This is a genomic window from Shewanella rhizosphaerae (assembly GCF_019457655.1).
Taxonomy (GTDB): domain Bacteria; phylum Pseudomonadota; class Gammaproteobacteria; order Enterobacterales; family Shewanellaceae; genus Shewanella; species Shewanella loihica.
This window is the reverse complement of sequence record NZ_CP080420.1, coordinates 2,969,056-2,989,849: the sequence shown is the minus strand read 5'-3', so window position 1 is coordinate 2,989,849 and position 20,794 is coordinate 2,969,056. Positions and strand designations below refer to the sequence as shown.

At 54.8% G+C, this 20,794-nt stretch carries 11 protein-coding genes; 2 read left to right on the top strand and 9 right to left on the bottom strand.

The annotated features are described in order from the left end of the window. Nucleotides 1-408: 408 nt before the first annotated feature. A complete protein-coding gene (locus K0I63_RS13120) occupies nucleotides 409-1,311 on the bottom strand; it encodes a LysR family transcriptional regulator (RefSeq protein ID WP_220081322.1) in 903 nt (300 codons plus the stop codon). Nucleotides 1,312-1,421: 110 nt separating this feature from the next. On the opposite strand from K0I63_RS13120, the gene K0I63_RS13115 reads away from it, so the two are divergent. Continuing rightward, a complete protein-coding gene (locus K0I63_RS13115) occupies nucleotides 1,422-2,393 on the top strand; it encodes a TDT family transporter (RefSeq protein WP_220081321.1) in 972 nt (323 codons plus the stop codon). Nucleotides 2,394-2,583: 190 nt separating this feature from the next. Continuing rightward, nucleotides 2,584-4,263 (top strand): RluA family pseudouridine synthase, encoded by a 1,680-nt coding sequence (locus K0I63_RS13110; RefSeq protein WP_220083446.1) that lies wholly within the window; start codon nucleotides 2,584-2,586, stop codon nucleotides 4,261-4,263. A gap of 22 nt (nucleotides 4,264-4,285) precedes the next feature. On the opposite strand, the gene K0I63_RS13105 is transcribed toward K0I63_RS13110, so the two are convergent. The 8 genes from K0I63_RS13105 to K0I63_RS13070 form a co-directional block, all read right to left on the bottom strand. Then, complete coding sequence (locus K0I63_RS13105) at nucleotides 4,286-5,449, bottom strand: sugar diacid recognition domain-containing protein (RefSeq protein ID WP_220081320.1); 1,164 nt, start codon at nucleotides 5,447-5,449, stop codon at nucleotides 4,286-4,288. Between the two features lie 156 nt (nucleotides 5,450-5,605). Further along, nucleotides 5,606-7,705, bottom strand: a complete 2,100-nt coding sequence (locus tag K0I63_RS13100; RefSeq protein ID WP_220081319.1) for an MtrB/PioB family decaheme-associated outer membrane protein — start codon at nucleotides 7,703-7,705, stop codon at nucleotides 5,606-5,608. Nucleotides 7,706-7,717: 12 nt separating this feature from the next. Next, a complete protein-coding gene (locus tag K0I63_RS13095; protein WP_220078676.1) occupies nucleotides 7,718-8,707 on the bottom strand; it encodes a DmsE family decaheme c-type cytochrome in 990 nt (329 codons plus the stop codon). Between the two features lie 81 nt (nucleotides 8,708-8,788). Then, on the bottom strand, nucleotides 8,789-10,759 hold the full coding sequence (locus K0I63_RS13090; RefSeq protein WP_220081318.1) for an OmcA/MtrC family decaheme c-type cytochrome: 1,971 nt from the start codon (nucleotides 10,757-10,759) through the stop codon (nucleotides 8,789-8,791). 372 nt (nucleotides 10,760-11,131) lie between these two features. Beyond that, entirely contained in the window at nucleotides 11,132-13,309 is a 2,178-nt protein-coding gene (locus K0I63_RS13085; protein ID WP_220081317.1) for an OmcA/MtrC family decaheme c-type cytochrome, read from the bottom strand. Nucleotides 13,310-13,796: 487 nt separating this feature from the next. Beyond that, nucleotides 13,797-16,088: a multiheme c-type cytochrome gene (locus K0I63_RS13080; protein ID WP_220081316.1), complete on the bottom strand. Its 2,292-nt coding sequence runs from the start codon at nucleotides 16,086-16,088 to the stop codon at nucleotides 13,797-13,799. 539 nt (nucleotides 16,089-16,627) lie between these two features. Continuing rightward, the gene (locus K0I63_RS13075) at nucleotides 16,628-18,775 is read right to left on the bottom strand and encodes an OmcA/MtrC family decaheme c-type cytochrome (RefSeq protein ID WP_220083445.1); all 2,148 of its coding nucleotides are present in this window, start codon (nucleotides 18,773-18,775) and stop codon (nucleotides 16,628-16,630) included. A 75-nt stretch (nucleotides 18,776-18,850) separates the two neighbouring features. Next, nucleotides 18,851-20,761 carry an OmcA/MtrC family decaheme c-type cytochrome gene (locus K0I63_RS13070; RefSeq protein WP_220081315.1) on the bottom strand — a complete coding sequence of 637 codons (1,911 nt, stop codon included), beginning with the start codon at nucleotides 20,759-20,761 and terminating at the stop codon, nucleotides 18,851-18,853. Nucleotides 20,762-20,794 lie beyond the last annotated feature (33 nt).

Genomic DNA, 20,794 nt, shown 5'->3' with positions numbered 1-20,794 from the left:
CCTGCACCTGTATCTACCGTTTCTTCGATTAACCTTTATTTCCAACGGTAGATCTTAGGGCAACGGCACATCTATAAAGCGAATCTTTTCCCTCTAAGCAGCTAATAATGGATATTCGAAGAGGCGTTGGAGTAATTGTGTTTGCGCGTTCGTCGTTTCTTCACATCCCTGTGACCACCACATTGGTACATCCATGTACAGCACCCGCCAGACAGGTGTTAGGTTGCCATGAAGATAGCGGCCTTCAAGGACCTTTCAAAGAATCATCTTGTTAGAAGCTACAACAAAATAACCCTGGTAGACGCCACCATCATAATTCCCTGTCGGCTGATCATATCCTGACAACAAACCGACTTAGATCAAAACAAGCTCGCCAATATCCTCTTATTATTGGCGTGAACTGTCACCCTACAGCTGATGTTCCCGCTCCCAGTCATGACAGAAGGCGATAAAGGTTTTCAGCAGCGGGCTTAAGTACTTCTCCTTGTGGACCAGTAACCAGAAGCGGCGCTTCATGTTTAGCGACAGGCTGAGCACCTTGACCCGACCGTCGCGGATCGCCGGTTCTGCGGACAGGCGTGACAGACAGGCTAGGCCAAGGCCGGCCGAGACCGAGTTGATCAGGGCCTCTGTGTTGTTGAGCTGAAAGGCTTCCTGCCATTGCTCTAGCCTCGGAGCGACCACGCGCAGGAAAAATTCCCGGGAGCCTGAGCCGGCTTCGCGCAGGATCCAGTGGCTGGCCTCGAGTTGATGCAAGGGGATATCGCTATCTGTGGGCAGGGGATGATCTGGCGGGCAGATCACGCACATCTCATCTGAGCTGAAGGGGGTTGCGTCGAGTTCTGGGTGCTGGATCTTACCCTCGATCAGCGCAATATCCAGCTCGTAGGCGATCAGCATGTCGCAGATCTGCGTCGAGTTAGAGATAAACAGGCTCTGTAACTCGTGCTGGGTATGGCGGCGAAAGTCACTCAGCAGATAGGGGGCTACCTGATTGCCCAAGGTGTCACTGGCACCGATACGCAACTGACCCGATAGTGACTGTTCATCGTTAAACAGCTGCTCAATATCGCCGGCTCTGTGTAGAAGCTCATCGGCCAGAGGCTGCAACTTGTGTCCCTCCTGATTGAGGATGAGACGGTTGTTCACTCGGTCAAACAGGTGGTGGCCGAGCTGCTTTTCCAGCTCCGACAGCGCCATACTCACCGCCGCCTTGGAGAGAAACAGGCTGTCGGCCGCGGCCGTTAGGGTCTTGTGTTGGGTGAGAGTGCTAAAGACCTTGAGTTGCTTGAGCGAGATGTGGCTGGCCATAGATGATGTTTGTTTAGTTATTCTGAACATTAGTTATAAATAATTAGATATAACGAAACGAAAGGCAAGTATATTATTGCTTCACAGCAAGAAACCTGATTGAGATTGTGATGATTCATAAAACGAAAAAGGCAGTAATGGGCGTTCCTACACCTATGGCGGGCTTGGCGCTAGGCATTGCAAGCTTAGGATGGTGTTGGGAAAACTTCACTGAGCTTCATGGCTATGGTCAGTGGGCTGGCGCCGCCCTGGCCAGCGTCTTGTTAGCCGTCTTGAGCGTTAAGTTTTTCTTTCATAACCATCTTTTAAGGCAAGATCTCGCCCACCCTGTCGTCGGCAGCGTGGTCCCCACCTTCGCGATGGCGACCATGGTGGTGTCTAACTCATTGGGGCAATTCTTTCCGGTTGCGGGCGACGCCCTGTGGCTCGCGGCTGTGGCGCTGCATATCGTCTTCCTGGTGAGTTTTATCTATCACAGGGCGAAGGATTTTGAGCTGCACCACATGGTGCCCAGCTGGTTCGTGCCGCCGGTGGGCATAGTGGTCGCGGATGTGTCCTTCTCCGGCAATCCTGCGCTGGCGACTATTGCCCAGGGCACTCTGGTCTTCGGCATGCTGGCCTATGCCGTGATGCTGCCCATGATGATCTATCGCCTCATGTTCACCCATGAGGTGCCCGATGCGGCCAAGCCGACGTTGGCGATTCTGGCGGCGCCTGCCAGCCTCTCGCTGGCAGGTTACCTAACTGTGACAGCGACGCCATCGCCGGTGATCATCGCCCTGTTATTTGGTATCGCCGTGTTGATGACGGCCATCATCTACCTGGCGTTTTATAAGCTCCTGAGACTGCCCTTTAGCCCCGGCTATGCGGCGTTTACCTTCCCCATGGTGATAGGCAGCACGGCGCTGTTTAAGATGGCCAACTGGATGGTAGTAGAGGGGATAGAAGGCGAGTATGTGCAGCAGGTGCGAGATCTCGCGGCGCTGGAGTTGGTGGTGGCGACAATTGTGGTGGTCTATGTTGCGCTGCGTTACATCAACAGCCTCCTGATACAACCGCGGCTAGTGTCACGGACGGCCTAGTGTCACGGACGGCATAGTGTCACGAATAGCCTAGTGTTACGGATAGGCTAGTATCGTGTCCTCAAGGCGCAAATTATTACGTCAGTCCCATGACTTCAGCGGCGTGAGCGCGTAAAATCCCCGCTTTCAGTAAGGGTCCTAATGCCAAATGGGCCCACTTATCGCCTATTTACTCAAGATGTTAGACGCCATGTACTGTGCCCAACAATGTTTTACCCCTTTTAGCACCTCAATCGAGGGCATAGCGCTGCCTGAGCGGTTTACCTTTCCCTTTTATTATGAACCCCACAGGCTGTGTGAGCTGGCGGCCAGCGAGCTGCAAGCGCATTTAGAGCAGCAACAGAGCTGGCAACATAACTTCGGCCTGACGGGGCAGCGCGAAGGGGCCATAGGTAAGATGTTTGGCGTGCTGGTGGTGCAAAAAGCTGATGGCGAGCTTGGCTATCTCAAGGCGTTTTCAGGTAAGTTAGCCGAGCAGAATCTGCTGCCGGGCTTCGTGCCGCCGGTATTTGACATGCTGACTAAGGACAGCTTCTTCCACGGTGAGCAGCTGGCCATCAATCAGTTAACTGCTGAGCTTGAATCGCTGCAGCAGGCGCCAGAACTTGCATCGCTTGGAGATGAGCTAAACACATTAAACGCTGGTAAAGCCGCGGCGGAGGCCGAGCTGCGGGTTGAGATCATCGAAAATCGTAAGGCGCGTAAGGCCAGACGTGTGGCCGGTGAGCGGCTAGATGCCCAGGCATTCGAGGCGTTGCAGCAGCAACTTGGCCGCGAGAGCGTGGCCGAGAAGCACAGACTCAGGCTGGTAAATGAGCAGTGGGATAGTCAGATCGCCGAACGCGAGCATCGTCTTAGCGCACTGCAAGATGAGATTGAAGCGTTAAAGCAGCAGCGGGCCGCTCAGTCCAACGCGCTACAGCGCAAGCTGTTCGCCCAGTATTGCTTCTTGAATCAGGCGGGGGAGGTCAAAGATCTCAACACCCTATTTAGCCTGTCGCCAAAAGGATTACCTCCTGCGGGGGCGGGAGAGTGCGCCGCGCCTAAGCTGTTGCAGTTTGCATTCGCCAACGGCCTCAAGCCCATCGCTATGGCTGAGTTCTGGTGGGGGGCATCGCCCAAGTCGGAGGTGAAGCAGCACAAGCAGTTCTATGGCGCCTGTCACGGCAAGTGTGAGCCGATTTTGGCCCATATGTTGAGTGGCATAGCGCTGGATGACAACCCACTGCTGAACAATCCCGCCGAGGGCAAAGATCTCTCCATTATCTATCAGGATGAGGCGATCGCCGTGGTCAACAAGCCGGCGGAGTTTCTCTCTGTGCCGGGCAAGCACGTAACTGATAGCGTCTATAGCCGTATGCGACAGGCCTTTCCTAAGGCGACAGGTCCGCTGATCGTTCACCGTCTGGATATGTCCACCTCAGGCCTGATGGTGATCGCCCTGAGCAGTGAGGCCAATACCGCATTGGTGCAGCAGTTTATCGGCCGCACAGTGGAGAAGCGTTATCTGGCCAGGGTAGTGGGTGAGGTGCAGAGGGAAGAGGGCGAGATCAAGCTGCCGCTGCGGGTAGATCTCGACGACAGGCCGCGTCAGCTGGTGTGTTTCGAGCACGGTAAACACGCCCATACCTATTGGCAGGTAAAATCCAGAGGCGAGGGGACGACCTTGCTGTCACTGTTTCCCAAGACAGGACGTACCCATCAGCTCAGGGTGCACTGTGCCCATCAGGATGGCTTGGGCATGCCCATCATAGGCGATGATCTCTACGGGGCTAAGGCTAACCGCCTGCATCTGCACGCCCAGTATCTGGCCTTTAATCATCCCATCAGCGGTGAGCGAATCAGCTTTAGCTGCGATCCCGATTTCTAGGCCTGTTTGCCATAGCCATCATTTAGCCTTGGTCCTGGCCTCGGCTCAGCAGCACCTGACCCAGGTAGAGCTGTAGCAGGCCGTCGAGTTTTTGAATATCTACCTTAGTGATCTGGGCGATCTTATCCAGGCGATACCTCAGGGTGTTGCGGTGGATAAACAGCGCCTTGGCGCAGGCTTGCTGGTCGCCGAAATGGCCCAGATAGCTGGCCAGTGTCTTGCGCAGCAGGGCGTTTTTGTCCCTGTCGATGAGGCGCTGAAACGGCCTCAGCAGCTGCTCGCCGCGCCAGTCATGTTTAAGCCCCGAGAGCATCACCAACAGGGCATGATCTTCATACAGATACTTACTCTGCTCTGGGTGCAGCTGCTGGCCAAAATTGAGGGTTTCCAGCGCCGTCTGATAGGAGCGGTTGATATCCATGGTGGCGGGAAAGTAGTGGCCCAGGGAAATCTTTAATCTGGCGTTTAGCTCGCTGGGCAGACGCTTGAGCAGACGGTCGATACGCAGGCTCTCGGCCTCGGCGCTCCAGGCCTTGCCATCGAGGAAGGCGGGTTTGAGGATCACCAGCTCAGTCATGGAGGTCATGGCGATCAGGTTGCCGCGGGACGGCGTCTCTAACAGATGCAGTACCGTCTTGAGCTGGGAGTTGGCTAGCTCATCGCCGGCGTTGTCGCTGATACGCAGCACGGCCGCGACCCTTGGCATCTCGAGATCGATATCCAGGCGCTGGGCCCAGATCTTCAGGTGATTGAGGTCCCGCCCCTCGGGTTTTATCAGCTGCAGAATAAACTCCTCCTGCTGACGGGCGCGCCACTGGGCCACATCGAGCGAGTTGGCCTGCTCGACGATCATCTCGGCGGTCATCTTCAGCAGCTCACCGAAGGCCTTGAGGTGTTCGGGTTCTCCCGTGATGCCGATGACGCCTATGATCTCACCCTGGTAGTGCAGCGGCAGGTTGATGCCGGGCTTGACCCCCTGGAGGCTGGCGGCACTGGCGCTGTTGAGCTCGACGGTGCGGTTCTGACTGATGGCCAGCAGGGCGCCCTCGTGGGTGGAGCCGATGCGGTGGGGTTCGCCCGAGCCGAGGATCACTCCCTGGCTGTTCATCACATTGATGTTGTGTCCTATGATCGCCATGGTGCGATCGACTATCTGCTGGGCGAGTTGATTATCGAGAAAGTACAAGGCGCTGCGTCATATTGGAGGTGGTGTGTTGAGCTTACGGCAAAAGCCCGACGGGAAAAAGCCTGGGAGGCTGTTTTTGCGAGATGGCCATTAAGGATGGTGCATAAAAAACCCGCGACGGGCGCGGGTTTTTAGCTAGCTATAAATGCACGGTAATTACAGCTTGTAGCTCATGCTCAGCATGATCAGGTGAGCGTTGTAGTCATGGCTGTTGTAGCCAAAGCCGACCACGTTCCAGATCCCGTCTGGCGCTATGCTGTTACCTGGATCATTGTCCTTGTATTTCTCCATCTTGTAGTCAAGACGCAGTGCCATATTGTCTGTGGCCTGGTATTGACCGTAGACATTGACGTTATGGACCTTGGCATAGTAATCACCATAGTCGCCGCTGAGACCCTGTTTCACCTGGGTGTTGCTGCTCGAATCTGAGTAGGTGTAGTCCACGCCCAGGCGCAGTTTCTTCTCTAACAGATTGTTGTAGCTGAACCCGGCGCCGATCACATCGACCTGATCTTCCACCAGACCAAACCAGTTAGGCGAGCTGTAGTTGCTGCTGCCTGCCTGCTCTGAGTCTATGTTTTGACGATTGTAGAAGGCGTTGACCATCATGTCGTCGTTGATCAGGTAGCTGGCGTTAATGTCGTAGCTGACATCTTTCGACTCGGTCAGACCTATTTGGGTGTCGTTGTAGTCATCCAGGGCATAACGGCCACCGAAATCTATGGTCAGGGCATCGATTGGCGTGTGGCTGATACGGGCTTCAACCATGGTGCGCTGACGATCCGCCAGATTGTACTTGCGCAGCAGGCTGTTAGACTCGCTAGAGGTCCACTCAGAGGCCTGATATTCAGAGCCATCACGCTCGCCATAACTGCCCTTGATCCACATATCCCAGTTGTCGAACGCGCTGAGGTGGAACTTGGTCCATAGCGTGTTCTCATCTGTAGTTTCGCGGTCCTGGTAGCTACGCTCGTCGCGGCGGAAGTCGTAACCCGCTTCCAGCTTCATGCCACGGCTCAGACGGAAATCGGCGCCCAACTTAGCCCTTTGCGTCGTGAAGTCATAAGGGGTGTTGTAGGCCACCTTGCCTGTGGTGGAGTTGATGCTGATCTGGGTCCACTCTTCCACATTGGTCTTGTTATCGCGGTCGCTATAGTCATAGCTGGCGTTAACGCGAACCGTGCGGTTGATGCGAGACACCACCTTGAGGTTAGCGCCCTTCATGTCGACCTTGGCATCCAGCGCGTCCACAGGTGTCTGGTAACCATAACCTGAGGTGACCAGCGCCTGATCCTGGCTCATCTGACCATAATGCACGCGGCCGCTCATGATGGTGCTGCCCGCCGTGTATTGGCCCATTAGCGAGACTGTGTGCGCCTCGTTGTCTGGGTCTAAGGCCATGGTGCCCTGAGTCTGGGCGCCGAAGGTCGGATTAAAGGCGTTGTCGAAGGTGAGCTGGCTATACTGGTTCTTAAAGCTCGAGCCTGAGTAGGCCAGGGCGGTAAACCAGTTGTCGCCTTTAAGCTTGATACCCGCCTCAACTGTGTCCGTGGTGTAGTCCACAGGCTCTGCCAGCATCATAGACTGATTGAAGAAGCTGCCCGATGCCTGCTTGAGGCCGGTCTTATCTTCACGCTGGTAATTGACGTAGGTGCTCCACAGCTCTTCACCCTGATACTCGAAGCCGATGCCGGCGCGTTTGCGCTTGAGCGACAGCTCCAGTGGGTTTAGGCTGCTGTATAGCTCGCTCATATCCTGGCTCGAACCCGCCGTCTGCCAGTTGTCTGGCAGGGTCAGGTGGTCGCCGCCCACGCCTTGATAAGGACTCATCGCCTTGTCAGTCTTGTAGGTGGCTATCTGACGGTAGTTGAGGCTCAGCTTGTGCTGACCTACCTTGCCAGATTCGAGATCCAGGCGGCCGTTTTCCATGCCGAGGTTTTGCGCCTCTATACTGGCACGGTAGCCAGATTCGCTGATGTAGCTCACATCGGCGTCGACCTTGCCGACAAATTCATTTTCGGCGGCAAAGGCGTTGGCCGAGCGGATGTCGTCGCTGTCGTTGTAACCGACGCCAGCACCGATAGTGCCGCTGACGCCTGTCTCAATCTTACAGCGCTTACAGTCCCAGTTATCGAACTTCACCTTTTCTGTATTGGCGTTTTGAATGCCATAGCCGTCGGCCAGCGCCATGCCGGGAATGACGATACCGGCATTAGCGATAAGGGCGAGGGTGACTACATTGAGTTTGAATTTCATCTTCTCGTCTCCTTAGCGCTGGAACAGTTTGCCAGATGGATGGTTAGAACCATGGATCTGGTTGTGACAGTTCAGACAGCTGCGACCACCGGTAAAGGCATTGCCACCCACGGTAGAACCTTGGTCAGTGTTGCCCATGTAAGCATTGCTGGCATGGCCATCGCTAGCGTGGCACTGCTGACAAAGTTGCGGGGCGCGGGTCTTCAACATGCCCTCGTTAACACTGCCGTGCGGGTTGTGACAGGTAACGCAGTTTTCAGTTACGGGCGCATGTTCCCATAGCTTTGGGCCGCGTTTTTCTGCGTGGCACGAATAGCAGGTTTCGTTAACGCTGGGCTTGACCAGGTCCGAGTCCGACAGGGTACCGTGTGGATTGTGACAATCGCTACAGACCATCTGCGCCCACTTCATTGGGTGAGAAGAACGCTTGTTCATGTCGGCTTTTTGCTTGGTGTGACAGCTGGTACAGACTTCCATCTCTGTGTTCTTAGAGAGCACTGGATCTTTATCAGTGTGCACTGAGTGACAAGAGGCACAGGCCACATCGGCGTTGTCATGGTGACCGCCGTTCCAGGCCATGCGCTTGTCATCTTTGTGACAGCTCATACAGACGCTGTTTTGCTTCTCGGCAGACAGGGTAGAGTCGGGACCGAAGGCGATCATCGGCTCGTTACCGCCGCGGTTATGCTTACCCATAGGGCCGTGGCAGGCTTCACATTGCAGGCCGGCCATCGGGCTCTTGCTCGAGTCGGCAGCGCCGTGTACGCCCTTGAACAGGTCCATGACCTTTTCAGACTTGCCGTGACACATGAGACAAGAGTCGGCGCCCTTAGGCGAGTATTGGCCTTCGGCGAACTTCTTGTCCAGGGTGGCTTCCACCTCGTCCGGGGTCATCTTGGCATCCCACTTAGACGCCACCGCGCCTTGGCTTATGCCTAGGGTAAGTAGCGCTGCCGCCATCACCGCCGGAAACAGGCTTTTGAATTGATTTGTGATTTTCATAATAGGCATCCTAATTTGCACAAATGAGTCGTGAAAAGTGGGGGAGGTGACTCCCCCGGTTTTCAATTTGAGATGCGCAAATTACATCTTCACCGCAGTGTGATCTTCGATAACAGGTGCGTGGCAGAAGAAACAAGTTTCTAGCTGCGCCGCATCGTTAGCGACATCTTTAGCACCATTGATGATGGCACCTTGGCTTTCGGCGTGGGCCTTGACGCTATCGCTGGTGTGACAAGAAGTACAAGTCGCGGCGATAGGTGTGCTGTATTGGCTAGCAGCAGTTGCCAGGGCACCTTTAGCCTTGAAGGCGTCCAGGTTGAAGTCGTTGTGACACTGGGCACAATCTTTGATGATGCCTTGCTCGCCGTGTACCACGTGCAGCTTCATCTCCAGGGCACCCTTGTTCGCGCCGCCAGCGTATGTGCCGTCAGGTGTGTGACAGGCCACACAGGCGTCGACACCTATGATAGGCATGTCGTTGGCGTCTTTCGCGTGAGAGAGCTGCTCAGACAGGACGAAACCTGCATGGTGGCTACCCTTGTGCACTTCAAACTCTGTGGTGTGACAAGAGGCACAGGCGGTGAAGTTCACTGAGTCGACGTGACGCATGCTTGGCGCCTTGTCTGCTAGTGCGGCGAAGGCAAGGTCGGCTTTCATGCCGGTGTACTTGTCGGTGTCGCTACCGTCGAAGGCAGGATCGTCACAGTTGACGAACTCACCCTTGTCTGAGCACATTGCCCAGCCAACGAAGGTAAAGGCGGTCTCGCTGTCGATACCGTTGGCACCTAGCTTAAGATCTTTGCTAGTGGTGTAAACCAGTTTGCCATCTTCGACTAGCGCCTTGGCATCGACCACGCCATTCTTCACGGCGTTGATAGAGTCTTTACCGCCATAACCTAGGGTCACATTGTTAGGACCTACGTTAGTCACGATCTCGAAGCGCTGTACCATAGGCAGAATGGTGTTGATATCAACGGCGGCGCCGCTGGCATCGACCACTTGAACACTGATGGTGGCTGCAGTGCCTTCGGTGTTGATGGTTGACTCAACATTCAGGCCGTATTGGTCGATAAGGGCTTTCTTGTCGTTGCCAGCTTGGGTGTGCAGCTCGGCAGTCCAGCTCGCGTTATGACAGGCAACACAGTTGCTGTTGTCATTTTGCTGAGAGTGGCCTTTACCCGCCTTAAAGTCGATGTTGACGTGACAGCTAGTACAGGTTTCCATGGTTGGAATACGTGACCAGTTGCCCCACTCGGTGAGCTCGTCAGACTGAACGTGACAGGCTTGGCAGTTGTCCTGGACAATGTGGTGCGCAGTTTCGGCGCTCTGGTCCATGTTGCGGCCATACATCTTTGCGTCGTTATGGACGTTGTGGATCAGATGGTTAAAGGCAACTTGTGGCTTACCTTTCTCATCGGCCATCTCTTGGGTGTGACAAGAGACACAGGTCTCTACGCTGGTGTAGCTGTGGTAGATCTTCTGTCCTTCGGCGTGACAGCTATTACAGCTGGCGGTTGAGACCACATTCTTGGTGTAGAGTGGCTCATAACCTTCGCCAGAGAAGTCTTCGGCGATCTCGGTTTGCGGCACCAGGGTGACGCCGTCGAGCAGTGTCGAGGCCTTGGCGACGATATTGTATCTTTGGGTCAGTTCTGGGTTGTAGCCTTCCACTTCGATGGTGAAGCTGTAGTTACCATTCTTGTGGTCGGTGAAGGCTTTTTGTGAGCCGATATATTGCCATTCGGCGGCATTACCTGCACCGGTCGCGCCTTGTGGCAGTAGCTGAACCACTTTTTTCACTTCAAGATCTTTCAGACCGATAACAGGAAGATCTTCCTGGTTGGTCGCAAAGACTGTGATTGTGGGTGTGCCGTTGTCGTATTCAACCTTGGTGACATCAAGGTGAAGTACTTCAATGGCATCGGCTGCTGGGCCGCCTGGGTTGCCAGGATTACCATCACTACCGTCGCTGCCACCACAACCGGTAAGAGCCATGGAGACGGCACCTGCTGCGAGTAGCAGCTTAAATTTATTATTTTGTACGTTCATCATTTTTTCCCTGCATAGGTTTGGCATCGTCTTAAGTGCATGGCCATTGATTGCGCCGGTTCTCAGTTATAAGTTGTGCGACCTAAGTCAATGCTGGAAATAGAAATCCCCAAGGAAATGCTAACGTAACAAGCGGCTAAAATCTGCCTGACTGAGTCTAATGTGTGACCGAGATCTTTCTATTTCTAAAGGGGTAGCCCGGCGGGCGGAGAATGGGACGGATTGGGAGAAAAAATGTTGCAAAATGAAACAGTTTTGCGATTTTTGTTCTTATTTTAGCGTTCACTGTTCTACAGTAAAAACAAAGGGAGGCGAGTGCCTCCCTTCGAGGTAGATGTCGACCCACTAACCTTGAGAGTTAGTGGGTCAAACCTACTAGTGACCGTGCAGTTCCATCACCTTTTCAGGTGTGTGACAGGTCTTACAGGTTTCTGCTGCGCGAGTACGTACGTCATCGGCATCAACACCGTCTAAGATACCGCCGTTGGTCTCGATGTGAGACTTGGCTGCATCGCTCAGGTATTTCTGGTGACAGCTCATACAAGCACCTGCATCGGAAGATACCCAGATGTCCTCACCTGTTAACAGGTTGCCATAGCGCCATGTACGCTCAGGAGCGCGGCCCAGTTCGATACCGCCGTCTGTGTGACAGGTCATACAGTCGGTTTTCACAACAGTGCTAGAACCTACGCCAGCATACTTGAGGAAGTGACCCTCAGCTTCGTGTGCCTTGTAGGCGTAGCTGGTTGGTTTCTTCGCATTTGGATACTGCTCGCTGGCGTTAGCCTTAGTGGTCTTGTCAGAAGTGTGGCAAGTCTGACAGTTGTAACCATTGTTGTAGTGATGGTTTTCCTGGTTGTGACAGCCCTGACACTTAGTAGGGTCAATGATGTCACGACGCTCAGCAGGTGTTGCGCTGTCGTCGATGGCGCCATCTTTCCAGACGAAGTGCATCGCTTCTTGTTTAGCTTCTACCTTACGTACGCCTTCGGTCGCACAGGCGGTAGGCTTAATCTCGGCAACGCCATAGCCACCGTTGTTGAAGCAGACTTTCAGCGCTGACCAGAGCTCGAAGGTCTTGCCGTTGGCATCGGCAGGTAGATCAAACTTAGTACCGGTTAGGGTGTAAGCCTTAGTCTCGGCGTTGTAAACCCCTTCTTCTAGGGCGATACGACGATTGCTGTAGGAGGCATCGCTGTAGGCAGGGAAGTCTTTGTCGATATCCCAGGCCACAACCACACGTGATTTTGGATCTAATAGCTCGCCATCCAGGGCGGCGCCATCGGCACCCAGTACCTGTACGTCGAAGGCGAACTTACCATTAGCATCAACACCTATGTTGCTGAACTTAACGCTCATCGCTTCGGCATCTTGGTACGCTTTCAGTACGTCGCCATGACGCTTGAAGGCGCTACCTGTGCCGCCGTATGGTTCGGTGCTGTTGTGACAGGCCATACAGTCTGTGCTGCTGTGGTGAGAAGATGGTTTCTCGCTGTGACAGGCGATACAGGCTGTGTTGCTCAGATCTGCCTTGTAAAGGTCGGCATTTGCCGGTGCATTGCTGCCCTCTACGTGACAGGCGCTACAATCGGCCGCTGGCTTTTGTGGGAACATCACCTTGCCGTAGTCATGCACGCCGCCGCCATAGCCGATCACCTTGTAAGGTGCTGGCACCTGGTTGCCGTCGGCATCATAGGTGTGACGTTCTTCACCACGGTGAATGGCGTGGATCATGTAAGTGAAGTCGACGCTGTTGCCAGTTTCTGGATCGCCAGAGGTGGCGGTGTGGCAAGAGGCGCAGTTTTCGATGTTAATACGACGGCCACCATGCAGTGCCAGACTCTCTGGCTGGTGACAGGTGTAACAGGTCTCGATAGCAACCACGTTGCGGGTTTGAATGCCTTCGGTCGCGCCACTAGAAGGTTGGAAATCATAGTTGGCGTTAGCCGTGACACTAGGTTGTTCCAGCTCGAGCGTAATACGCTGAGTCGCATCGGCGTCATAGGTCACAGTGACTGGTGAGGTGACGTTGGCGATGTTGGTCTGGAAGGTATAGGTGTAGCTACCGTCTTCGTTGTCGACTAGGCAGTCGTCGCACTTGGCGGCCTGCTCTACGTTGGCTTGGAACTGGTTAGACGGATTGATGTCGGTATCGCCCTCTGGTACCCAGTCTGGGTTAGGCGCTTTCTCGCTATTGATGTAGGCCTGCCATTGGAAGCCGCGATCGGCGGTTTCGCCATCGGCTTTGGTTTCAACCACATGGGTCAGCTGCGCGACACCAAATCTCAGGTCGTGGTCTTTGGTGAGCCCAAGTACGGCAACGCCGTTTGCATCTTGAAGCTTGAAGTCGACCGTGACTTTACCCGCGTCGATTGTCGCGTTGGTAAAGGTTGCCTGAAGGGTAGGTGTAGTGTCGATGTTGACACCAATGACGCCGTCCTTACCATCTTCGCCATCTTTACCGTCGCTGCCGCAACCGGATAAGGCGAGAGAGAGAAGTCCGGCACCTAATACAGCTTTTGTCGCTGCATTAACATTGAACTTTTTCATCATGATTATTCCCTGCAATAGTTTTAATCATCACTAATTGATTGTTCTTCAATAAAAACAAGTACTGAAATTGAGAACAGTATTTATTTTGTTTACTGAAAACACCCGCTTAGTGTGTGGAATTAATTTCCACCTCTAAGGCTATCGAAATGGCAACTTTTTAGCAGGTGTTTCAGTCTGCTTATGTGATTGAGATCTGACTATTTCTTTAGAGGTAGGTAAAAAAGTGCATTTTTGGTGAAATTTTCATTTTCACTTAAGAAAGTCAGCCAGTTAAATCACATCCTGTTAATTTGCTGTAGCCGAAAATGTGGCGCCTTTGGGGGTATGTAGAGCCTGTGTTTCTTTGAGTTTGCTCCATGCGCACCCGTGGTCTTGCGGCAGATGGGAGAGAAAGTGGAACAGAAAGCGGCGATAAAAAAAGAGCGCCAGGCATGGCCTGACACTCTTAGCTTATTTTAAATGGGTCTTTAAAACAGTGGCGTCTGTTTTAGTTTTGCTTGTGCAGCTCGGCGACCTTCTCTGCGCTGTGGCAGGTGAGGCATGACTCGCTGTTTAGCATAGCCGCTTCATAGCTGCCGGCAACGACGCCGCCCATGCTCTCGATGTGAGACTTGGCCGCATCTTTACCACCGCCGATCTCATAGTTCGATGAGACGTGGCAAGAAGCGCACACACCGGCCTGTGGGCTGGAGTAGCTGGCATCGCCCTTGTTCCAGCGCATCGGGGTTGAGCGTGCATTCTCTAGACCGAAGTTGAGATCGCTGTGACAGGCTGAGCAGTTGGCACTGCTGACCAGTTGATGTACATCGGCGCGGCCATGGGCCTTACCGAAGGTGCCGTGAACGCGTACCACCAGGCTGTTGTAATCACCGGCTTCGTGACACTGGGCACAGGTGTGTACGTCGGCGTTGCGGTAGTGCGCCGCACCCTTACGGGCCACCATGTCGTTGTTGTGACAGCTTGCGCAGTTGTCATAGTCCACGGCGCTGGCACGCACTGCACCAGGCGTTCCGTCAAGCTTAACGAACACAGTTTTAGCTGCATTTGGGCTTAGGACATTTTCTCTACCACGACTATCTAATGGGCAAGCGCCATCAACTAAGGCTAGTAGATCTGAAGTTTTATTGGTGAAACAAGTCTTGAAACTCGATGTGATCGCCAGATCTGCCCCATTAGCAATAACCTCGGCCAGTGAAGGCAGGCCATAGGCAGGCTTAGACGCATCGACGGTCACCGTATAGCTGCCATCTGGGTTAGCTGTGGCTTTACCACTTGTGCGCGCCGCCAGGTAGGCGTCAGGTTTAACCGCATCGACGGCGTTAACATACACGGTAATGCCCGGTACATGTAGGCTGGTAACCGCCTCTTCACCCTTATTCAGGTTAAGAATAAAGCTTAGGGTCGCGCTGGTTTCATCCCAGGCGATCTGGCTGTAGCTAGCACTGACTAATAGCCCAGCCTGTGATGCGGCCTCACTGCTTTCTTGTTCATGACCAGCGAAGTGGCGGAAGGCGCCGCCGCGGGTATTGCCATCTTGGCTGCTGTGACAGGTGACACAACCTACCATTGTTGCGCCATCTTCACCCGGCGCCACCAGGCTGCTGCCCTTGTGGTATTCGCCATGACAGCTTTGACAGCTGGTCACATCTTTATCGCCAAACCAGGCGAGGGCGTGAGCGGTCAGGCCTTCGGGCAGCGTCTCTTCTGTGGTGGTGTAGCTTACGTGACAGCTTTGACAGTTGGCAGTCGAGGCCGGGAAGTTAAGCTCGGCCTTAGGATTGCCTTCGCTATCGAGCGCCGCACCATCAAACTCATAGGTAAAGGCTGGGTTGTTGGCATTGGCGATAACCGAGTTGAACTTGGCCAGCTCGCGGCGATCTCCCTCTGTAATGCCAGTGTGCACGGCGTGAACCAGTCCCTTGATGGAGCCATCAAAGTTAAATTCGACCGTGTTGCCTTCGCTATCAATACCTGAGCCGCTGTACTGTGTATAGTCTGTGTGGCAGAAACCACAGCCGTCGGCGGTATTACCATAGTTGCCGTGGCGGATATGATCCTGACCTACGTGACAGCTGATACAGGTATCCATCTCCAGCACTTTCTTAGGCGAAGAGACCGACTGCTCGGTTAAAGGATCCCAGTAGTAGGTTTCGACATTTTTCAGCTTGTTCTGTCCCACACCATAGGTGATCAGGTAGATACCATTGATACGGTTGGCATCATAGTCGTAGTCCAGGCCATTGGTGTCTATGATCTCTGGCGCCGTAACCCGATAACGGCCTTCGCCTAGGTAGCTCAGGCAGCTAAGTCCTTCAGGGCAGTCACGAGTTGGACGCCAGTTGTTGGTGCCCGTCATAGGTACGCCGTTCTTGCTGGCGTTGCGGTAAGAGAGCCAGATCTCCTCGTCGCCATCGGCGCGGCCGGTGACCTGGGTGCCATCTTCCAGGCTATAGGGTGTGAAGGCCTCGCTGCGGGTGCCCATACGACCGAAGGCGATGCGTAGTGGGTCGGTGAGCGCCTCTAATCCTGTGACGGCGACGCCATTAGGATTGGTCAGGCTAAATTCGAAGCTTAGGGTCTTGGCCGCCGCGTCATAGCTGGCGCTTTCTATCTTGGTTTGGACCGCAGTCGCGCTGTTGATATCGACCGCGATTTCACCAGGCTTGCCATCTTCACCATCTTTACCATCGCTGCCGCCACAGCCGACCAGCGCCAGAGATAAGGCTCCGACACCGAATGCTGTTTTGACTGCGGTACTGATTGAATACCGTTTCATCATTTTTCCCCTGCATGAGAATGAGAGTGATCTCAATTTTTTCTTTTTGGTATGAACAAGGTGGCCAGAGTTATTGCTATTGCCTCAACAACTTGGCGGCACCTTAGGGGCCATATTACTTAAAAGGGGGTAGGTGCAACGGCCCACTTGGCGCAAACGTGAAGCGGATCCATTAAGCTTGGTGGAAATTGATAAACTTGTTAAATTCAATACTTTACAATGACTTACAAATAACTAGTGTGGGCATTTTCTCTTGAGTGGCCTAAAAATAAGCCTTTTCTTAAATAAAGCTTAAGCGGCAGGGGATTTTTTCACCGCAGTTTTGATCTAACGCAAGCATAGGCGCTGGGAAACCGATCCATTTTGCCGGTGAAACTCCCGGGTTTGTGGGCCTGATGTTATTAATTTGTGAAATATGCGATTGAGTGGCGTGGCATATGGCGTCATGCATTGATGGCATGCTTCGGTGTTGGGCGATAAAAAAGGAGGCTGCAGCCTCCTTTTATCCAGTGTGTCGCTCACCATCTTTTATAGTAGCGATGCTATTCCTGGTGAATGCCTAACAGCTGAGTCGGCGTATGGCAGGTGGCGCAGGTCTCTGCCGCCCGGGCGCGCACATCGTCTGCGTCCATACCGTCTAAGATACCGCCGTTGGCCTGGATATGGGCCGCACCAGAATCCTTAAGGTATTTCTGGTGGCAGCTCAGGCAGGCGCCGGCATCGGATGAGACCCAGATATCGACGCCTGTGGTGGTATCGCCATAGCGCCAGACGCGATCGCTTGCGCGGCCAAGTGTGATGCCATCATCGGTATGACAGGTGAGGCAGTCTGTCTTGAGCACTGTGCCCGACTGCACGCCGGCATACTTGAGGTAGTGACCCTCTGCCTCGTGGGCCTTAAAGGCGAAACTGGTGGGGCGACGTCCGCCCGGATAGCTGTCATCACCACTGGTGGTCTTGTCTGAGGTATGACAGGTCTGACAGTTATAACCATTGTTGTAATGGTGATTCTCCTGGTTGTGACAGGTCTGACACTTGCTGGTATCGACGATGGCGCGGCGCATGGCCACCTGGCCATCTTCGGCAACGCCTGTGCCGGACCAGACGAAGCGATAAGGCGCCTCTTTAACGGCCACCGAGCGGGTATCATCGCTACAGGCGGTCATCACCACATCGGCAACGCCATAGCCGCCGTGGTTGAAGCACACCTCTACGGCAGACCAAAGCTCGAAGGTCTTGCCCGCTGCATCCATTGGCATGTCGAAGCTGCTGGCCACTATGGTGAAGGTCTTGCTGGCATTGTCATAGGTGCCTTGGGACAGTCTGAAGCGACGATTGCTGTAGGAGGCATCCGTGTAGGCCGGGTAGTCCTTGTCGACATCCCAGGCGACCACGACGCGGGTGCCAAGCTCGATAAACTCGCTGGCCACCGGATTACCGGCAGAGTCGGTTACCTGGAGATCAAATTTCAGCTTACCGTCGCCATCCAGGCCTATGTTGCTGAAGCTGACGCCCATGGCTTGGGCCTGCGAGTAGGCCTTTAGCACATCGCCATGGCGCTTCTCGGCGTTGCCTGTGCCCGGATAGGTATCCGTGGCGTTGTGGCAGGCGACGCAGTTGGTGCTAGAGTGATTCTGCGATGGTTTCTCGGTGTGACAGCTGATACAGGCAACGCTGGAGTTATCTGCCTTAAACAGGGCGGCGTCGCTTGGGGCGCCGTCCCCCTCTTTGTGACAGGCGGCGCAGTTAGCCGCCGGTTTCTGCGGGAACATCACCTTGCCATAGTCGTGCAGGCTGCCGCCAAAGCCCACTATCTTATAGGGGGCGGGTACAATCCCTTCTGGCGTGCTGGTGACCCTGTCCTGACCCTTGTGGATGGCATGGATCAGGTAGGTAAATTCGATGCTGTTGCCGCTCTCGGGATCGCCTGAGGTTGCGGTATGACAGCTGGCGCAGTTTTCGAGGCTGATGCGGCGGCCACCGTGCAGTGCTAGGCTCTCCTCCTGGTGACAGTTAAGACAGGTCTCCTTACTCACAACATTGCGGGTTTGAATTCCGTCGGTCGACCCCGAAGAGGGCTGCCAGTCATGGTGGGCGTTGGCGGTCGCCTGGGGCAGCTTAAGCTCCAGGGTGACCCTGTGGGTGTTATCGCCATTGTAGGTGATGGCTAAAGGCTCGGTGACATTGGCGATGTTTTGCTGAAACTTATAGGTGTAGCTGCCATCGAGATTATCCGTCAGGCAGTCTTCGCAGGCACTGGCGGCCTCGACATTGGCTTGATATTGAGGCGAGGGGTTAAGGCCAGAGGTGTCATCTGGCAATGAACCCGGCTGTCTGAGGCTATTGATGTAGGCCTGCCACTGGTAGCCGCGATCGAAGCTTTGGCCGTCAATCGTCTCTGTGACCTGGGCCAGCTGGGCGATACCGAATCTGAGGTCATAGTCTTTGGTCAGGCCGAGAACGGCCACGCCGTTGGCATTCTCAAGCTTAAAGGTCACGCTGACCTGACCATCTTCTATCGATGCCTGGGTAAACTGGGCCATCACGCTTGGGGTATCTGTGATGCTGACGCCTATGACACCGTCGGGGCCGTCTTTACCATCCTTGCCGTCGCTACCACAGCCCAGTAGCAGCGCGCTGCAACTCAGGGCGATGAGGCTCCATTGATTCACCTTCTTCTTCATATCCATCATAGTGCCTTCCATTTCAGTCAATCTCTCAATGCGTTGTCGAATCGGCGCCAGTGGCCTGGCGCCTTGTCCGGTTTATTTGATGGGATGCACGGTCAGCACATCGGCATCGGCGCCTTGTCGGTGACAAGTGCTGCAGCTCTCGGTGCCTGCGGTGGCATCGGACAGGGTGCCGCTGAATACTGCGCCTTGCTGGATCATATGGTTCTTGTTGGTCTCGCTGCTGTGGCAGTCGCTACAGATGGCGGCCGTCGGGCTGGTGTAGCTGCCATCGTCTATGGCCAGCGGTTTCACACCGGCATCCAGCGGCAGGGCGACCGAGAGCACGCCATCTCTGTCGGCGTGGCACTGGGCGCAGTTACCTATGTTGCCCGGGTAGTTGATCCCTTCGAAACCGGCGCGCTGGCCGCTATGAATGCCGTGGATGAGATGCTTGAAGTCCGCTGTGGTGAGGGACGGATTGTCCGCAGCCTCGGCTTGCATGTTGGGGTTGTGACATAGCTGACACTGACCCTCAAGATCGTTGCGCGAACCGTGGAAGTTCAGCTGTTGATCCCCGTGGCAGCTACCGCAGGTGTCGTTGTTAACCACCACGCGGCGGCCGCTATCGCTCAAGGCATCGGTGGCGAAGAAGCGATGGCTGGATTTGATCACCACTTCGCTGTTGGCCTCATCACTACAGGCGCCCAGCACGCCGTTGGCGGCGCAGACTCTGCCTTGAATCGCTAGCGTGCCTTTATCCATCTCGCTACCTGCGGGGACCGTCAGCCCGGCTATCTGATAGTCGAAGCTGCCGTTGCTGCCGGAGATAGGCGCGGTTTCATGCACGCGTATGGAGCGCGCCGAGCGGGTGGCATAGTCGAAGCTGGTGCCCCAGTTGGCGTATACGCGAAGGTCGGAGACGAAATCCAGTTGGTCGGCGCTGGCCGTGTAGGGCTGACCCGTCGCGGGGTTTTCCAGTGTCAGGGTGAATGAGACGGTATCGCCACTGCGCATGGCTTTGGTGATCACAGGCTTAAATTGTGCCAATGCCTGGGCGTTGCCGCCGTCGTTATGGACGCTGGCTGTCCAATCTGGGTTGTGACAGGCGACGCAGTTGGCGTTATTGAGCTGCGCCGGATGGCCTTCACCCTTCTTGAAGTCGATATAGGTATGACAGGCGCCACAGGCCTCCATGGTGGGCACCCGTGCCCAGTTCATCTGCTCGCTTAGGGTCTCATCTTCGGCATGACAGGTCTGGCAGTTTGCCAGCGAGCCGGGGAAGCCGGTCAGATGTTTGCCGTGGATCATCTGCGGGAAGATGTTGTCTGGATTGCTGACGCGATCGGCGTTGTGACAGGTCACGCAGGTCTCAATCTGGTTGTAGTTGCCGCGGTGAAAGGCCAGGTCGTTGTGACAGCTGTTGCAGGTTTCTATCTTGATCAGGTTGCGGGTGTAGACAGGATCGCTGCTGGCGCCGTCTTTGTCGCCCTGCCAGTCGAAGTGTTGGTTGGTGATGGGCAGGCTGGTGCCATCGGCCAGGCTGTCGCCCCCTAGCTTAACCACTATACGCTGGGTGGCGCCGGCCTGGTAACCGACATCATTCAAGCCGTCGAAACCTGCGCTGAAGGTGTAGCTGTAGCGGCCATTCTTATGATCCACATACTCCCCAGGGCAGCTGTCGTTGCAGCTCTCCGAGGTGAAGTATTGCCACTGGGAGGCGTTGCCCGCATTGGTATAGCCCTGGGGCAGCAGTTGAGCGGCAATAAAGGTGGCGCTTGGGATCCCCACTACAGGTTCGTCATCCTGATTGGTGACGCGGTAGTTCACTGTGGCGACGCCTGATTGCATCTGCACGGGATCGAAGCTGACCACTAAGGTGTCGATCACCATGGCTGGAGGGCCGCCGGGCTCGCCAGGATTACCGGGTTTACCATCATCGCCGCCACAGGCGGTGAGTAGCGAAACTAGCCCAAACAGGGCGGCATAATGGAAAGTTTTGTTCATCTTCATCATCGCTTCCTTGGCATAGGGGGCGCC